The organism is Halomonas litopenaei (genome assembly GCF_003045775.1).
Classification (GTDB): domain Bacteria; phylum Pseudomonadota; class Gammaproteobacteria; order Pseudomonadales; family Halomonadaceae; genus Halomonas; species Halomonas litopenaei.
Map to the genome: position 1 here is coordinate 248,569 of NZ_PXNS01000004.1, position 15,655 is coordinate 264,223.

A 15,655-nucleotide genomic window follows, 5' to 3' on the forward strand; every position below is an offset into this window, starting at 1 on the left:
GTGTCACCCTTGTTCTGGTTCAGTGCGGCTCGTCTGGCGGCGACGCTGGGGAATTGGCCAGGGCGGTGTGAAAGCGTGCCTCGATGTCCTCGAGGGGACCGGCGAGCTGGGCCTCACCGCTTCCCCTGGCGGGCCTGGGGGCTCGCGGATCGAGGGTGCCGGGGTGGCGAATCAGCTCGGCGACGCTGGGAAACAGCACCACCAGTTCGATACGTCGATTGATCGGGTCATCGGCGTCGGTGCCAGGCATCACCACCTGGTCAGCGAGGCCTGCCACCCGCAGCAGCTTGTCGCCCTCGAGGCCGCCATCGAGCAGCTCGCGGCGCGAGGCGTTGGCGCGGTCCGAGGAAAGCTCCCAGTTGCTGTAGCCGCCCCGGCCGTTCAGGTAGGCCAGGCTGTCGGTATGGCCACTGATGCTCAGGTCGTTGGGCAGGTCGTTGAGCAGCGGCGCCATGGTGCGCAGCAGATTGCGCAGGTAGGGCGCCACGCGGTCGCTGCCGAGGGCAAACATCGGCCGCTGCTCGTCGTCCAGCAACTGGATGCGCAGCCCCTCCTGGGTCATGTCGAAGCGCAGCTGGTCACGCAGTCCGCGCAGGCTGGGGTCCTGCTGGATGGCCAGCTCGATGCGCTGCTGCAGGTCACGGAAGGCGCGCCGTTGCTGCTCGCTGGGGCGGGTCTGGCGCTTGAGGTCGATGCGCATGCGCTCGCCCTGCTGGCTGGTCACGTCGGGCCCACCGCCGGGGATGACCTGGGGGCTCATGGCCACGCTGTCGCCATTGGTCATGGCGGCCAGCAGCGGCATGCTGAAGTAGTCGGCCACTCCCTCGCGGGTCTCGCGGCTTGCTGAAGACAGGATCCACATCACCAGAAACAGCGCCATCAGCGCCGTCATGAAGTCAGCCAGGGCGATCTTCCAGCTACCGCCATGGTGGCGATGCACCACCTTCTTGCGGCGGATGATGATCGGTCGGCGCTGGTTGGGGCTGCTCATGCGGCCCCCGCGCTGGCCTTGGCGTCACGCACATGGTCCTCGAGCTCCTTGAAGCTCGGGCGTTCGCTGGTGTGCAGCGCCTTGCGGCCGAACTCCACCGCCAGCTGCGGCGGATAGCCGTGCAGGCTGGCCAGCAGGGTGACCCTCAGGCACTGCAGCATCTTGATCGACTCGCCGGTCTGGCGTTCGATGCGGTAGGCCAGCGGGCTGATGAAGCCATAGCCGAGCAGGATGCCGAGGAAGGTGCCGACCAGGGCGTGGGCGATCATCACCCCCATCTCGGCGGGATCGGCGGCGGTGACGCTCAGCGCCTTCACCACCCCCATCACCGCGGCGACGATGCCGAAGGCGGGCATGGAATCGCCGACCTTGGCGATGGCGTCGGCAGGAATATGTGCCTCCTGCTCGAACATCTCGATCTCGTGGAGCATCAGCTCGTCGATTTCCATCGGGTCCATGCTGCCGGCCACCATCAGGCGCAGGTAGTCGGTCAGGAAGTTCATGATCATCGGGTCGGCGACGACCTTGGGGTACTCGCTGAACAGCGCACTTTCGGCGGGGTTGTCGATGTCGCGCTCGATGCCCAGCATGCCGTCGCGGCGCACCTTGGCCAGCAGCCGGTAAAGCAACGCCATCAGCTCCATGTACATGGCCTTGTCGTAGCGCTTGGAGCGCCTCAGACGAGGAAAGATGCGGAAGGTCGCCTTGAGCGCCTTGCCGTGGTTGGAGGCGATGAAGGCGCCAACGCCGGCGCCACCGATCATCAGCAGTTCGGTCGGCTGGAACAGCGGGCCGAGGCTGCCGCCGGAGAGCACGAAGCCCCCGAACACCGACAGCAGCACGACCGCGAATCCAATAGGTATCAGCACGACGACTATCCTTTGCAGAGACGTGGAAGACGTTCTGCTTCAGTTATCGGCGTGCCGGCGCCAGACTTGAGCCGTGAAATCACCGTTCAACGAAAAAATATGCAGGATCGGTGGGCCCAAGGAAGAAGGGGGAGAGAGTAAAGACAGAGTGAAGGTAGAGAGGTAGAGAGGTAGAGAGCGGAGAAAGAGAGGGTAAGAGAGTGAGAGGGCGAGGGGGTGGGGGTGGGGCCTAGCGAGAAGTGAGTAGGGAGAGTGAAACAGGGCGGATAACCGCGGACTGGACTGCCACAGGGCGCTCCGACGAGGAGTCACCCTGCGGCCTGCGGTGGTAAAGAGGGGTCAAGCCAGATGCTTGACCGGCCCTGCAATCGCTGGCGTCTCTGCCGCCTTGGCGGCCTCGTCCTTCTGCGCCTGGCGACGGCGGGTCTTGCCGGCGCGGGACGGTGGCTGGCAGATGCCGCAGACGTAGTCGTGGCTCGGCGAGTGAGCGTGGGCCACGAAGTTGCCATGACAGCGGGTGCAGGGCGTCAACTGCAGCAGGTCGCTTTCAAAAAAGCGGATCAGCGTCCAGGCCCGGGTCAGCCCCAGCACCGGCTCGGCGGCGTCGATGTCGATCTGCTCGGTGTACAGCCGGTAGGCCTTGACGAAGGCCTCCATGCGCTCGCATCCCTGGTCCTGCAGGCGCTGATAGAAGGCATAGAACAGCGACGAGTGGATGTTCGGCAGCCAGGTGATGAACCAGTCGGTGGAAAACGGCAGCATGCCCTTGGGCGGTGACATGCCGCGGACCTCCTTGAACAGCCGGATCAGGCGGGCCCGACTGAGGTCGGTCTCGGTTTCCAGGACCTGCAGACGCGCACCGAGTTCGATCAGGTCGATGGCGAGCTGCACCTGATGCATCTCCTGGACCAGGCTCTTGGTGCTCATGTCAGCGCGCCTCCGGTAGAGGCCGCGCTGCAGGCCATCAACAGCGAGGAGTGGAGGTGAGCCAGGCCCTGTTCCCGCGGGTTGTCCACCACCTGACGCAGTTGCTCGGTGGAGCCGAGCCCCAGTTGGCAGAGCAGCTGGTTGGTGCGTGACAGCCGGGTCAGCTGGCGTGCATTGAAGCTTTCCAGCAGCTCAGCCTGTTCTTCGCTGATGTTCAGACGTAGACGGGCGGTGGTGCGGTCTTCGGCCAACAGACGTTGGGCCAGTAGAAGATAGGCAAGATTCAACTCCTGAATCTCGTCGATCAGTGACTGATTGCTCATGGGTTCCCTGCCTTGATCGTTTTTTTTGCTGATCATCGCCAGCTTTAGGTATTGCCGATATACCTGAATAGGTGCGGACGGACACTATCGGAACTTTTTGACGTTTAAGTGTCAGGTCCGTGTCCACCATTCGAGGTATTGTCGATTGCTATCAGTGTGGCGCAAGCCAGGAGGGAGGAAAAAGCTTCAACGGTGTCCGTTTGATGTGTATCAAGAAAAGTGAATATTCAAAGAAAACCGATATTTACGACGCCAAAAAAACCCAAGTTTAATTAGCCTTGTGCATTTTATTACATTCTGTTTCGCGAGTCGCTCGCATTTAGCTCGCCCACCCACACCAGTAATTCGGCGATCACCTGGTAGAGACGAGGGGGGATCTGCTCGTCCAGATCGAGCTGCATCAGCAAGCCCACCAGCGCCGGTTCGTCGTGGACGTGGATGCCCTGGCGGCGAGCTTCGTCGATGATGCGCTCGGCGATATCGCCGTAGCCCTTGGCGATCACCCTCGGTGCCTGATCATTTTCACCATAGCTCAGCGCCACCGCATGGCGGCGCGAGGGGGTGGGTTGGTCATCGCTCACTTGGGAAGCTCCTCGGCAGACCTGCTGTCACCTTCGGTGATGGTCAGCTCCACCCGGGCGAAGCCATGACCCTCAAGGCGCTGTATCAGTGTTTCGCGCCCTTGCTCGAGTCGATCCCTCAGGCCCTCGGCGGACGTCGCCAGGCGCAGGCTCAGGTGCTCTTCACCGAGCAGCGCGGACACCCTGAGCGAGCCATGTTCGGCCAGCTCCAGTTCCAGCTCGGTGCGCCAGGCGTGTTCCTCGTCCTTGCTGTCGTCGCGGCCCTTGCCGCCGCCTTGATGATCCGGCTCCCGTTGCGGCGGATGAATGGCGAGCGCCATGAACAGTCCGCTCCAGACATCGCCTTCCCAGCGCAGCACCGGGGTGGCCAGCATCTCGAGCTGGTGGCGCACCAGCGGAGCGAGGCTCTCGTGGACGCCGCTTGGGGATGCGCCCTCGCGACGGGCGGCGGCGGCATCGTCCGACGTGCTCGAGACGCCCTGGGCGCCCTGGGCATTGGCGGCGATTGTCGTCGCCAGGCTGGGCAGATAGCCGGCCGGCTGGGAGCTGCGCCAGGGCGCCAGCGGGAAGGCGGGCGCCATGTTCTGTCGAGAGCTCGGTTGAGAGCCCAGTTGAGAGCTCGGTTGAGCGCTCGGTTGCCCGGCCATTGCGCCCGCTTGAGTAGAGAGCCGACCAGGGCCTGAAGCGGGGGAGTGCCCAGAGGTCTGAGCATTCGCCTCGCTGGCCATTGGCCGAAACACCAGGGCGCGCCACATCTGGGGCTCCCGTGCCAGCTGGGCGCGGTCCAGGTTGCCGTGAAACCAGCGATTGAGGTGGGACTCGTAGAACAGGCCGCTGTCGCGCACGCGCTCGCCCAGGCGCTCGGCGAGCATCGTGACGGCGGGCCCCGACGGGCCAGTGGCCAGCCCGGCCGTTGCGCTGGTTGCCGTGGTGGCCGGGGCGCCGTGTGTGGCGCCTAGCGTCGACGGCGACGCGCTCGGGGCCGCTTGTTGGGCGGGGCTCGCCGTCAGCAGGGGACCCGTCGATGTCAGCGCCGAGGGCGGCGCCGGAAAACGCGCCAGCAGCTCGGCGATGCGAGCACCCGGTGCGCTCAAGCGGGTGATGGTGGAGGCGGGACGATCGCTGTCGGTGGGGACCTCGGCGTTCGGTGTTGCCGGGCGCTGGCCGGTGGTGGCGGCGGCTTGCTGGGGCCGCCGTGCGTCCAGGCGCGAGTCGCTATGGACCGCGCCTGGCCCCCGTCCCGGGTCCACCGGCTGGACCGGGGCGTTGGGGTCCTTGGTCGGGGGCACGTCGACACGCTTGCCCAGCACCTGGTGGAGCAGGGTATCGATCAGCGGTGTGATGCCGCTCACGGCGTCTCGCGTCGAAAGCGGGTGCCGGCGTTGACCACCCGGCCACCGGCGTAGGCGCGGTGCAGGTCCTGCTGGTTGCGCGACACCTTGAGCAGTTCGCCGAGTTCGTCGCGGCGGTGAACCAGCTTTTCTCGCAGCGCCAGATCATTGACCAGAATGGCCTCCAGCAGGCTGCCCAGGCGCTGGCGCTCGTCGGCGTCGAGGCTTGCCATCGGTGCCGCGCCATCGAGTGTCGCTCCATCACGTGCAGCGCTGTCGAGAGCGGCAACCTGGCTGACATAGTCGCCCTCAATAGCAATCAGCTCGTCCCAGGCGTGGTCGGCGGCCAGCGACAGCATCCGTTCGGTCATCGCCAGCAGTGCCTCGTAGCGAGACAGCAGGGGGCCTTGGGTATCTGGGCCGTGGTACTCGGCAAGCGGTGGCATCTAGGACCTCAAGCGCTCAGGAGTGGGTGGTGGTGCCGATCTCGCGCCAGGCCGAGGCGATATCCTCGATCAGGCGTTCGGCTTCGTCGAGGCCACTGGCGTCGTTGCGCAGGTTGGCGTCGAGCAGGCGGCGCGCTATGTAGTCATAGAGGCTGTCGAGCTGCAGTGCCACCTCGCCGCCCTGTTCGCCGTCCAGCACCGCACGCAGGCCGCTGTTGACGATATCCAGTGCCTTGGAGATGGCGGCGCCCTTGGCCGGAATATTGCCGTCTTCCAGGTGCAGGCGGGCGGCGCGAATCGACGCCTGGGCGCCGTCGAACAGCATCACGATCAACTGGTGGGGGCTGGCCGACATCACGCCGCTCTCCACCCCCATGCGGGCGTAAGCGCCGGCGCCGCGGCCATAGGTGGCCTGTGCTTGAGTCATTGGTTGTCTCCTCGGCTGGGTCTGGCGGGCTCAGGGCTATTGGTTCAGCTGGGCGTTCAGCGCATCGAACTGCTGGGTCAGGTAGCTGCTGGTCTGGTTCATGCTGGCGATCATGCTGTCCAGCTGTCCGAATTGGCTGCGGTAGCGCTCCACGGTGGCATCGATGCTCTGCTCGGTGCGCTCGTACTGGCGGTCGAGGCTTTCCATGCGGGTCTCGAGCCCGCTGGTAGCATTGTCGAGCAGGCCGCCGTCATCGAGGATGGCGCCCAGGGTGTCGTCGAGGCTGTCGGCAAGACCTACCCCGTCCTCGCCACCGGTAAAGAAGTCGGCCAGGTCGCCGCGCTCGCTGGAGATGACCTCGTCCAGGCGCTCGTCATCGAGTTCAAGGGTGCCGTCGAGCTGCAGGGTGATGCCGATATCGCTGAGGGTGCGGAAGTCACCCTGGGCCACGCCGCCGGACAGGGTGCCGCGCAGCCGCGATTCGATGCTGCGCAGGGTGGCGTCGCCAAGCAGTTCGCCCGAGGCACCGCTCTCGGCGTCGAAGCTGGTCAGCGTGCCCATGGTGTCCTTGAGCTCGTTGTAGCTGTCGACGAAGCCGCTGACCGCCTCACGCAGGGCCAGGTTGTTGTACTCAACCTTGACCGTGGTCTCGCCGACGTCCGTCAGGGTCAGGTCGACGCCCTCGATGGCCCCCTCGACGCTGTTGGAGGCACTGGTGATGGCGATGCCGTTGACCGTCAGTGCCGCGTCTTCACCGGCCACCGACTGGTGCATGCCGGCGCCGGTGTCGTCGGGGTCGGGGCTTGAGATGTCGAACGCCAGCTTGGCCTGCAGCTCGGTATCGGCGGCGTCATCCGGCACGAAGCTCACGGCGCTGATCGACGCCTCGGCGCCGGTCTTGTCGCTCGACAGCACCAGACGGTAGGGATTGTCGGCGTCGCCGGTGTTGATGATCGAGGCGCTGACGCCGGCCTCGGCGTCATTGATGGCGTCGCGCAGTCCCTCCAGGGTGCTGTCTTCCTGGCTCAGGCTGATGCTGACGTCTTCGCCACCCACGGTAAGGCTCAGGGTACCGGCGCCCAGCTCGCTGTCCCTGGCGTCGAAGCCGTCGCTGGCCAGGCTCTGGGCTCGGGCCAGCCGGGTCACCTCGACGTCGTAGCGGCCGGGGCTCGCCAGTTCGCTGGCGCTGGCACTGATACCCTCGCCCTCGACGCTGCTGGACAGGCTCTGGTAAAGCGCCGGGTCGCCGAGCTTGTCGACCGCCTCCTGGAAGCTGTTCAGCGCGCCTTCCAGGGTGCCGTAGGCGGAGATCTTGGCCTGATAGCTCGCCTGCTGGGCCACGATGGGCTCCAGCTGCTTTTGCTCCGCCGCCTCGAGCTGATCGAGCAGCCCGTTGAGGTCGAGACCGGAGCCGATGCCGAGCGATGAGATCGAGGCCATGTCGTCCTTCCTGTGTGATGGGGGCAGTGTGACAGAACGCCGGCAGGCCAGTGGCTCGAACAGGCGTCCTTGTGCTTGGTATATCGGGTTATCGGCGGGTGCTCATCGGACTTGAGCGTCAGGCGCCGATGATCACCTCGGCCTGGATCTCGCCCAGCGCGGCCAGCGTCTCGCCTTCCACCAGCGGGCCGATCAGCGGCTCCCGCGGGACCTGGCTGGGCGGCTTGCCGGCCATGCGCTGTACCCGCGAGGGCCGGCCCTGGTCGTCCAGCGCCAGTACCCAGCAGAGCGAGGCGTCGTCAAAGCGCACCAGCGAGCCGATCGGGTACAGACCGAAGCGCCGGATGAAGCGCTTGACCCAGCTGGTGTCGAACTTGTCGGGGTGGTCGAGCAGGTAGCGGTAGATCGCCGCGAGACGCCAGGGCGGACGGTCGGGGCGCTGGGCACGCATGGCATCGATGGCGTCGACCACGGCGCTGGCCCGGGCCAGCTCACGTAGCTCGTCGTCGCGGATGCCGGCGGGATAGCCGCTGCCGTCGAGGCGCTCGTTGATCTGGCAGGCGGTGGCCTCGAACACCGAGGCGTTGATCCAGGCGCAGTGGCTGAGGCGCTCGCGCAGCCAGCCCACGTGCTGGATCAGACGATTGCGTTCGGCGTCGCCGAAGGTCGGCGTCAGGCGCAGGGGCTCGGGCAGCAGCACCTTGCCCAGGTCATGAATCATGGCGCTGGCGACGATGGACTTGCGCAACTCGCCGGGCAGGCTGTCTTCCAGCAGATCGATCAACAGGATCGCCACCGACAGGCCGTGGCGTACCGGCCAGGACTCGCGGGTCAGGAACCTCAGCGCGAACAGCACGCCGTCGCGGTCCTCGTCGTACAGGGCCAGCAGGTGGTCGGCCTGGCGCGACAGGCGCGGGCCGTGGATGCAGCCGCCCTGAATCAGCTCCATCGCCTGGGCGTGCAGGTAGCCGGCTACGCGGGACAGCCGCTGGGTCATGACGGTGGGGTAGGCTTCCGCCTCGCGACGGCCAAGGCGCGGGCCGCGGCGCCCTGCCGGTGGCTGAAACAGCGGCGATGGCGGACGCCTGGAATCCACCCCTTCGGCGATGCGCGCGGCCTCGCGTTCGACCTCGCGTACCAGCTTCCACAGGGTGCGATCCTGGTGGGCCCCGACGCCGATGAAGCGAAAGCCGGCCTCGACCAGCCGCCGTTCGGGGTCGAAGCGATGATGTTGCACGACGGCCTGGAGCGCCAGACGGGTACCATCGGGAAAGCCCAGCTCCAGCGGCACCGGCAGCTCTCTGTTGGTCAGCACAGGAGCGGCGGTGCGGGGGAGGTCGAGGCGACAGCCGTCCACCGACAGATCGATCAGGTCGCCGTGCAAGTCCTGGCTGTCGCCGTCTCTGAGCACCGCCTCGGCGGCCATGCCCAGGCGCAGGCGCGCGCGAAAGCTTTGACGGCGCTGTAGCCGCTCCAGCTGGTCCGGGTAGGGGCAGCGCCACAGCCGGCGCAGCGGCACGCCCTGCCCAGGTGCGCGGCTGACTTCCCGCGACAGCTCCGCCTCACTCGGCGCCGTGGTCACCTCTCCGTCCGCGGCCGTGATCGCCGGAGTGCGGGTGATCATGCCCTCGCAGTAGCCGACCAGACGAAAGGACTTGCCCTGCTTAAGCTGGCGGTGAAGCCCCTCCACCGCGGTGATGTCCAGGGTGATGGACTCCCCCGGGGCAATCTCCATCAGCAGCACCGGTGTCGGCGTTCCATTGCCTTCCTCCCACGCCAGTGCGGCCCCCTGGGGGCCGCTCAAGCAGTCCAGCAGCCTGGCGATTTCCTGGGGGGCGCGTACTTCCTCGAATTCTTGTTGGTCCGGCACCAGCGGGACTCCTCGACGACATCTGGCATACGTTGTCTCGGAGTATCGGCAGAATGTGCCGGATCTTTAGGCTGACAACCTTGTTCAGGCTAGACACTCGGCGGGGGCGTGACACCGATCAAGCGTTTTCAGGCCTGGGAGTGACGCTTGCGCCGGGAGCGGTCGATGGCATCGCGCTGGCTGGCCAGGCGATGCTCGCCGAGAAAGCGGGTCAAGCGCTCGAAGGGCATGGGGTGGGCCAGGTGGAAGCCCTGGAAGGCGTCGCAATGATGCTGCAGCAGGAACTCGTGCTGGGCCTCGTGCTCGATGCCTTCGGCCACCACCATCAACTCCAGGTGGTGGGCCATGGCGATGATCCCCTGAAGGATGGCGCCATCCTCCTGGTTGTCCGGCAGCCCCTGGACGAAGGTGCGATCGATCTTCACCGTGCTGACCGGCAGGTGCTTGAGGTAGCCAAGGCTCGAGAAGCCGGTGCCGAAGTCGTCGATGGCCACCTCGACACCCATGTCGCGCAGCGACTGCAGCGTCTCGATGGCGTTCGGGGTGTCGTGCATCAGGATGCCCTCGGTCAGCTCGAGGGTGAGCTGGTGGGCCTCGATGCCGGTCAGGTTCAGGGTGTCGCGTACGGTCTCGAGGAAGTTGGCCCGGCGGAACTGCAGCGGCGACAGGTTGACCGCCACCGCCAGGCCCTCGAGGCCGGCCTCGTTGAGGAGCTGCAGGTCGCTGCAGGCGCGGGTCAGCACCCAGTGGTTGATGGCGATGACCTGGCCGGTCTCCTCGGCCAGGGCGATAAAGTCCTGGGGCGGCACCTGGCCGCGTACCGGATGTTCCCATCGCAACAGCGCCTCGACCCCGATGATCGCCCGGTGGTTGTCGAACACCGGCTGGTAGTGCAGGCGTAGCTGCTCACCGTCGATGGCGGCCTGCAGGTCATGACGCATCGCCACCCGCTCGTTTACCCCCCAGGTGATGTCCTGGCTGAAGTGCTGCAGCGCATTGCGTCCCTGGTGCTTGGCCTGGTACATGGCCATGTCGGACTGCTGCAGCAACTGCATCGGTTCGATGGTGACGTCGCTGGACACCGCCACCCCGATGCTGGCGGTAACGTGCAGCTCATGCTCGCCGACCCGGTAGGCCTGGGCCACCTTCGGCAGCAGGCGTTCGGCCAGGGTCACCGCCTGCTCGGGCTCGTCGAGGTCCGGCAGCAGCACCACGAACTCGTCGCCGCCGAAGCGGGCCACGGTATCCCCGGGCCTGAGCGCCTCGGTGAGCCGCTGGGCGACCTGGATCAACACCTTGTCGCCGACGTCGTGGCCGAGGCTGTCATTGATCGGCTTGAACTCGTCCAGGTCGATGAACAGCACGCCAAGGTGGTGGGACTGGCGCTTGGCCAGGGCGAAATCGTGGCGCAGACGATCCTCGAACAGGGCGCGATTGGCCAGGCCCGTCAGGGCGTCGTGGCTGGCATGGTAGGCCAGGCTTTCCTCGTAGGCCTTGTGCTCGGAGATGTCGTGCTGGACGCCGACGAAGTGAGAGACCTCGCCATCGGTGTCCATCACCGGCGAGATGTAGAGGTCGTTCCAGAAGGCCTCGCCGTTCTTGCGGTAGTTGAGCAGGGTGGCGCGGACTTCGCTGTGGTTTGCCAGCTGGCGGCGAATACGTGCCACCACCTGTGGATCGCTCTCCTCACCCTGCAGGAAGCGACAGTTGCGCCCCAGCACTTCTTCCTCCGGATAGCCGGTCATGCGCATGAAGGCCGGGTTGGCGTAGATGATCGGCAGCTCCGGCGAGCGCGCATCGGCGATCACGATGCCATTGATGCTGGCCTCGACGCTGCGCTGCAGGATGCGCAGCTGGGTCTCCTGGGCGTGGCGCTCGGTCACGTCCTTGGCGATGCCGAAGGTTCCACTGATGTCGCCGTCGATGATGATCGGCAGGTTGGTGATGTCCATTACCCGCCTGCCCAGCGGAGTAGTGATGGGCAGGGTGTAGCGGGTGACCTCGCCCTTGAGCGTCTTGCGCACCGCGTCGCGCACCCAGGAGCGATCCGATTCCTTGACGAAGACTTCGTAGTGCCGCCCCAGGATGTCACCCAGGGGTACCCCGGTGAGGGTCGAGCAGGTGGTGTTGGCGGCGACGAAGATGCCTTCGTGGTCGAGGGAGTAGATGGCGTCGGGGTTGTAGGTGAACAGCGAACGGTAGCGCTGCTCGCTCTGGAACAGCGCCTGGCGGTCCTGGTCGCGCTCCACCGCCAGGGCGACCAGCTCCAGGCAGCGCTCGATACGTCGGCTGTGCTCCGCCTGCTGTGCCGGCGAGTGTCGAAAGAACAGGCTGACCACCCCCAGCAGACGTTCATCGCTGGCGACGACCGGATAGGCCCAGCAGGCCATCAACTCGCCGTCGCGCAGGCGCGGGTGCACGCCGGCGCAGGCCGGGTCCTCGGTGATGTCGTCGCTGGCCCGGGGGGCCCTCGCCGCGGCGGCGCTGGCCCAGGTGCCGAAGGTGCCGCCCACCGGGGTTCTGGCGAGCAGTGGTGCCATCTCAGACGGCAGGCTGTGGCCCGCGGTCAGGCTCAGGGTCTCGCCGCCGGGGTCCAGCGTCAACACGGTGGCGATGGCATTGGGGAGGTGGCCCTCGAACAGCCTGCAGCAGGCCTCCAGGGTCTCGGTCAGTGGTGCCTCTCGGGCGATCATCGACTGGATGCCCTGGTAGCTTTCGAGCTGGTCCTGGGCGGCCACCAGGCTCTGGGTCTGCCACAGCAGGGTGCGCATCAACGACAGGCTGATGGCCAGGCTGTAGGACATGATCAACCCGATCAGGGTGATCAGCGCCGGCAGGCTACCCGCCAGCCACCAGTCACTGTCCGGGCCTGGCAGTGCACGCAGGGACAGGGTGCGCCCGTCCAGCTCCAGGGTCTGCTCGGCCAGTCTGGGTAGGGTCGGGTCCTTGACCTGCCAGGTGTCTTCGCCAAAACCGCACCACCAGACGCCCTGGCTGTCGGTGACGGCCAGCAGGGTGCGGTCGGCAACGCTGCGGTTACTGGGGGCCAGGGTGCCGGGCAGATCGATGCAGGCGACCAGGCGCAGGTCGTCATCGGCCAGGGTCCTGACCATGCGTGCCGACGTCGCCAGCGGGTTGTCGGGCAACTCCAGCCGTAGTTCGCCGCGGGCCGGCCTGGGCAGTGCCTCGCTCAAGCGGCAGACGCTGTCCTGAGCACGCCGTGAGCGCAGCCATAGCCGCTGGTCGCCGCGATACAGCGCCAGGCTCTCCAGGCTTTGTACGTCTCGCAGATAGAAGGTGATGACGTCGGCCAGGGTATTGGCGTCGGTCGTCTGCTCGCCGGCACGGTTGGCCAGGCGGTCGAGCCAGCGCTGGTGTAGCGCCATCTGGCCGCGTGCGCGCTCTTCGATGTTGGTCAGGGTATTGGCGGCGTCCTGCTGGACGTGGCTCTGGCGCACATGGTTGAGCGACAGCCAGGCCAGGCTGCTGAGCAGTACCCCGGCACAGGCCACCGCGATGCTGGCGCGTTGTAGGCGCAGCGGGCGGTTGGGCGGGCGTGAGGCAGCCACCAGCGAGGCCGGGCCGGCGATCAGGTAGAGCAGACACACCGCCATGGGCGAGGTGCTGCGGGTCACCTCCCAGACTTTGGGTGCCTGGCCAGGAATCACCAGCCAGACGGTAAAGATCGCGCCGATCAGCAGCAGCAGCCCCCCCGACAACCGCCACCAGAAGGAGCCCTGGCGATGCTCCACCCCGATCATCAGGGCCACGCAGCCCGGCAGCATCGCCAGGCCCGCCCAGCTGGTCATGCGCGGACCGCCGGTCAGCAGCGACTGCACGTCGGCAGGGCCGCTGGCGACCAGGTCATGGACGATGGCGTACAGCGCCAGCAGCAGCATCATCAGGCCGCAGACGCTGCGGCCACGCGGTCTGCGCAGTACCTGCAGCAGAACGCCGCCGCCGCCAGCGAGGCTTGCCAGCGCCACATCGGGGACCAGCAGCGGCTGTTCCACCGGGTGGATCAACCAGGCGGCGAGACCCGCAGCGCCGACCATCAGCAGTCCGCTGGAGGCCATCAGCAGCCAGGCATCTTCCGCCACATCGCGCAGTCTAAACGGCATCCTACCCACGACCCCCTTGGCGACCCTGCTTCCGGGCGCTCATTTCCTTGTCCTTCCGACGCTATGACGAAGACTCGCCATCCTCACAGCATGGCAGGCGACAGCGTTGATAGCGGCCACCGTGGTGCGTCTACCGCCCGAGGCAAAGGCGCCTTTGGACGGGCGGTCCGGTATCCCTGGACGCGTTTGCTCGAAATGGCACCAAAACAGTCTTCAACATACCTCAATCAACCGCGAGTGCTAGCCCCTGATGTCAGCATCCACCACCAGAGTCAGCGTCCAGCAAGGGCGAGAGGGGGACAACCGTAGAGAAGATGCGTCAGCGAATAGGCACAAAGAAGGCACAGGAAAGCATGCAGAACAGTCACAGACCCGATGGGAGGCGGGTAGCGAGCCGGTAAAGAGCAGGCGCAGGCCTGATGCAGACCTGATGGAGAGCGGGTGCAGACCCGGTGAAAAGCAGCCGTAGACGGCCCAGCAGGCGGTCAAGCAAGAGCCTTCCAAAGAAATTTGCAGGCCAGGGCTAAAGCTTTTCGGCGAGCCACCGATAAAGAGGGTAACGGCCAACGGCGCCGTTGCGGCAGGCCAAGACGGTCCGCCAATGGAGCCCAACTCTTTAAGGAAGGATGACACCATGTCCGTGATCAATACCAATATCACTTCCATGATTGGTCAGCAGAACCTCAACGCGTCCAAGAGCGCCCTGACCACCTCCATGGAGCGCCTGTCCTCCGGCCTGCGCATCAACAGCGCCAAGGACGACGCCGCCGGCCAGGCCATCGCCAACCGCATGAGCAGCCAGATCACCGGTCTGTCCCAGGCCCAGCGTAACGCCAACGACGGTATCTCTGTTGCTCAGACTACAGAAGGTGCGCTGAACCAGATCAACGACAACCTGCAGCGCGTTCGTGAACTGACGGTTCAGGCCCAGAACGGCACCAACTCTGAGGAAGACCTGACCTCCATCCAGAACGAAATTGGTCAGCGTCTGAACGAGATCAACCGTATCTCTGAAGAAACCAGCTTCAATGGGGTCAAGGTTTTGCAGGAAGATACTGGCCTCAAGATTCAGGTGGGTGCCAATGATAGCGAAACAATCAGCATTGATCTCAAGAAAATCAATGCCGAAACTTTGGGCCTCGAAAATTTCAGCGTTTCTGAAACAAAAATCGAGTTCTCAGACTCAATTGCTAAGAAAAGTGATGTTTCAAATGTTACCAACGTAGCGGTTGGGAACGACACTGCTTTTGATACCAATGGAACAAACTACAGCGCTGCACCGCTCGCTAACGATGCTGCTACCAAGTCTTACTTTGATGATGCCACTGGGATAACAGCAACAGACACAGGTGATAAAACTAGCGTTGTAACTGGCACCGATAAGGCAGTTTACAGCGTGAAAATTGATGGCGGAGATTACTTCGTCGCTCAAGACGATGATGGCAGCAATAAAATACAACTGCTGAAGCAGGACGGAACTGGCGGTTACGAAAAAGTACAAGTTGAGAATGATAGCGGAACGCTTACTGACGTCCAAGTTGCTGTCTTTAACGGAAAAGCAACTGCCTTTATTGATGATGGTTCCGGCAATGCCCAAAAAGTTGATCTAACAGGTGGGATTGCAAAAGCAGAAGCAACAGAACTGCTGGCAAAAAATGATAGTAACCTTGCTGTGAATATTGATGGTCAAAACCACAATGTTCATGAGATTCTTGACAAGAATGGCGACGCTTCAGGAAAGTATGGCGTCCGTATGGAAGACGGTACTGTTTATGCAGTAGCTGTGGATGCAACTAGCGGAAATGTTTCTATCCAAGAAGATGGGGATGGAAACAAAGTTCAGTATGCACTGCAGACGGACGGTGATGTGGCCACCGTAGTCGAGCATGAAGGTGACCTTTATGGAGCGACTTTGAATGCTACTTACAATGGTACGGCTACTCGCGGCGCGACGAAGTTTGATACTGACCTGCTGCAGGAAACAGGCACTGCAAAGCCGCTTGAAGCTCTCGACTCAGCCCTAGGCGAAGTTGATGCTCTGCGCTCTGACCTTGGTGCCATTCAGAACCGCTTCGAGTCTGCAATCACCAATTTGAGCACCACCGAGACCAACCTGTCCGCTGCACGTTCGCGTATCGAAGACGCTGACTATGCAACAGAAGTGGCCAATATGACTCGCGCCCAGATCCTGCAGCAGGCCGGTACTTCCGTGCTGGCCCAGGCCAACCAGGTGCCGCAGTCCGTGCTGTCTCTGCTGGGCTAAAGCTAGGTGGGTTGTCAGCCCTCGGCTGACGTGCTCCTCCGCGGGCCGCTGCTTTGCGGCCCAACC

General features: G+C 64.6%; 12 protein-coding genes. 1 reads left to right on the top strand and 11 read right to left on the bottom strand.

What is annotated here, in order from left to right:
- Positions 1-19: 19 nt before the first annotated feature.
- The 11 genes from motB to C6W88_RS21970 form a co-directional block, all read right to left on the bottom strand.
- Entirely contained in the window at positions 20-991 is a 972-nt protein-coding gene (gene motB, locus C6W88_RS07650; RefSeq protein WP_108132031.1) for a flagellar motor protein MotB, read from the bottom strand.
- A complete protein-coding gene (gene motA, locus C6W88_RS07655; RefSeq protein WP_045994770.1) occupies positions 988-1,860 on the bottom strand; it encodes a flagellar motor stator protein MotA in 873 nt (290 codons plus the stop codon). Before motA ends, motB begins: the two co-directional genes overlap by 4 nt.
- A gap of 339 nt (positions 1,861-2,199) precedes the next feature.
- On the bottom strand, positions 2,200-2,787 hold the full coding sequence (gene flhC, locus C6W88_RS07660; RefSeq protein WP_045994769.1) for a flagellar transcriptional regulator FlhC: 588 nt from the start codon (positions 2,785-2,787) through the stop codon (positions 2,200-2,202).
- A complete protein-coding gene (locus C6W88_RS07665) occupies positions 2,784-3,110 on the bottom strand; it encodes a flagellar transcriptional regulator FlhD (RefSeq protein WP_045994768.1) in 327 nt (108 codons plus the stop codon). Before C6W88_RS07665 ends, flhC begins: the two co-directional genes overlap by 4 nt.
- A gap of 290 nt (positions 3,111-3,400) precedes the next feature.
- Positions 3,401-3,691 carry an EscU/YscU/HrcU family type III secretion system export apparatus switch protein gene (locus tag C6W88_RS07670; RefSeq protein WP_108132032.1) on the bottom strand — a complete coding sequence of 97 codons (291 nt, stop codon included), beginning with the start codon at positions 3,689-3,691 and terminating at the stop codon, positions 3,401-3,403.
- Positions 3,688-5,043 (bottom strand): flagellar hook-length control protein FliK, encoded by a 1,356-nt coding sequence (locus C6W88_RS07675; protein ID WP_108132033.1) that lies wholly within the window; start codon positions 5,041-5,043, stop codon positions 3,688-3,690. The genes C6W88_RS07670 and C6W88_RS07675 overlap by 4 nt, the downstream gene beginning before the upstream one ends.
- Positions 5,040-5,468, bottom strand: coding sequence for a flagellar protein FliT (gene fliT, locus C6W88_RS07680; RefSeq protein ID WP_231498575.1), 429 nt, complete (start codon positions 5,466-5,468; stop codon positions 5,040-5,042). The genes C6W88_RS07675 and fliT overlap by 4 nt, the downstream gene beginning before the upstream one ends.
- A gap of 16 nt (positions 5,469-5,484) precedes the next feature.
- Positions 5,485-5,895 carry a flagellar export chaperone FliS gene (fliS, locus tag C6W88_RS07685; protein WP_045994764.1) on the bottom strand — a complete coding sequence of 137 codons (411 nt, stop codon included), beginning with the start codon at positions 5,893-5,895 and terminating at the stop codon, positions 5,485-5,487.
- A gap of 36 nt (positions 5,896-5,931) precedes the next feature.
- The gene (gene fliD / locus C6W88_RS07690; RefSeq protein WP_108132034.1) at positions 5,932-7,335 is read right to left on the bottom strand and encodes a flagellar filament capping protein FliD; all 1,404 of its coding nucleotides are present in this window, start codon (positions 7,333-7,335) and stop codon (positions 5,932-5,934) included.
- A 118-nt stretch (positions 7,336-7,453) separates the two neighbouring features.
- A complete protein-coding gene (locus C6W88_RS07695; protein ID WP_108132035.1) occupies positions 7,454-9,205 on the bottom strand; it encodes a PilZ domain-containing protein in 1,752 nt (583 codons plus the stop codon).
- Positions 9,206-9,333: 128 nt separating this feature from the next.
- A complete protein-coding gene (locus tag C6W88_RS21970; RefSeq protein ID WP_108132036.1) occupies positions 9,334-13,326 on the bottom strand; it encodes a sensor domain-containing phosphodiesterase in 3,993 nt (1,330 codons plus the stop codon).
- A gap of 634 nt (positions 13,327-13,960) precedes the next feature.
- Between C6W88_RS21970 and C6W88_RS07705 the strand changes: the two genes are divergently transcribed.
- Positions 13,961-15,589 carry a flagellin N-terminal helical domain-containing protein gene (locus C6W88_RS07705; RefSeq protein ID WP_108132037.1) on the top strand — a complete coding sequence of 543 codons (1,629 nt, stop codon included), beginning with the start codon at positions 13,961-13,963 and terminating at the stop codon, positions 15,587-15,589.
- Positions 15,590-15,655: the final 66 nt, after the last annotated feature.

Excerpts from the sequence above, each read along its gene's own strand:
- motB (WP_108132031.1), bottom strand. The coding sequence starts at position 991 with ATGAGCAGCCCCAACCAGCGCCGACCGATCATCATCCGCCGCAAGAAG.
- flhC (WP_045994769.1), bottom strand. The coding sequence starts at position 2,787 with ATGAGCACCAAGAGCCTGGTCCAGGAGATGCATCAGGTGCAGCTCGCC.
- C6W88_RS07665 (WP_045994768.1), bottom strand. The coding sequence starts at position 3,110 with ATGAGCAATCAGTCACTGATCGACGAGATTCAGGAGTTGAATCTTGCC.
- fliT (WP_231498575.1), bottom strand. The coding sequence starts at position 5,468 with ATGCCACCGCTTGCCGAGTACCACGGCCCAGATACCCAAGGCCCCCTG.
- fliS (WP_045994764.1), bottom strand. The coding sequence starts at position 5,895 with ATGACTCAAGCACAGGCCACCTATGGCCGCGGCGCCGGCGCTTACGCC.
- fliD (WP_108132034.1), bottom strand. The coding sequence starts at position 7,335 with ATGGCCTCGATCTCATCGCTCGGCATCGGCTCCGGTCTCGACCTCAAC.
- C6W88_RS21970 (WP_108132036.1), bottom strand. The coding sequence starts at position 13,326 with ATGCCGTTTAGACTGCGCGATGTGGCGGAAGATGCCTGGCTGCTGATG.
- C6W88_RS07705 (WP_108132037.1), top strand. The coding sequence starts at position 13,961 with ATGTCCGTGATCAATACCAATATCACTTCCATGATTGGTCAGCAGAAC.